The 729-nt window shown below is 62.3% G+C and carries 1 protein-coding gene; it reads left to right on the forward strand.

Annotated elements, in window-relative coordinates; all coding sequences use genetic code 11:
- The coding region (locus tag E5W87_RS35490) for an RlmE family RNA methyltransferase (protein WP_292408639.1) at positions 1-672 on the forward strand (672 nt) is incomplete at its 5' end.
- Between the last annotated feature and the right edge of the window lie 57 nt (positions 673-729).

Raw genomic sequence — 729 nt, forward strand, 5'->3', positions numbered from 1 at the left:
GGCTCTGCCAGCATTCGCGTGTTGAAGACGCGGATCAAGAAGAAGAGCGGCCTGAAGGAATCGTCGCGCCGCTGGCTGCAGCGCCACATCAACGATCCCTATGTCCAACGCTCCAAGGCCGACGGCTACCGCTCGCGCGCGGCCTACAAGCTGATCGAGATTGACGACAAGCACCATCTGCTCAAGCCCGGCATGAAGGTTATCGATCTTGGCGCGGCACCCGGCGGCTGGTGCCAGGTCGCCGCCGCGCGCACGAAATCGACGGCCGAACACCCGCATGTCGTCGGCATCGACTATCTCGAAATGGATGCGGTGCCCGGCGCGCCGGTGCTGTTGATGGATTTTCTCGATCCGCAGGCGCCCGAAAAGCTCGCCGAAACGCTGGGCGGCCGACCGGACATCGTGCTCTCAGACATGGCGGCGCCGACCACCGGCCATCGCCGGACCGATCACATCCGCACGATGTATCTGTGCGAGGTGGCTGCCGATTTCGCGCTGTCGGTGCTCAAGCCGGGCGGTCATTTCCTCGCCAAGACTTTTCAGGGCGGCGCCGAGAACGAATTGCTCGCCCGGCTCAAGCAGAATTTCCGCTCGGTCCATCACGTCAAGCCGCCAGCCTCGCGGGATGAATCGGTAGAGCTTTATTTGTTGGCGAAGGATTTTAAGGGTTAGCGCCTTTTCCTTCTCCCCTTGTGGGAGAAGGTGGCCGAGCGAAGCTCGGTCGGATGA

Source organism: Mesorhizobium sp. (assembly GCF_004962925.1).
Taxonomy (GTDB): Bacteria; Pseudomonadota; Alphaproteobacteria; order Rhizobiales; family Rhizobiaceae; genus Mesorhizobium.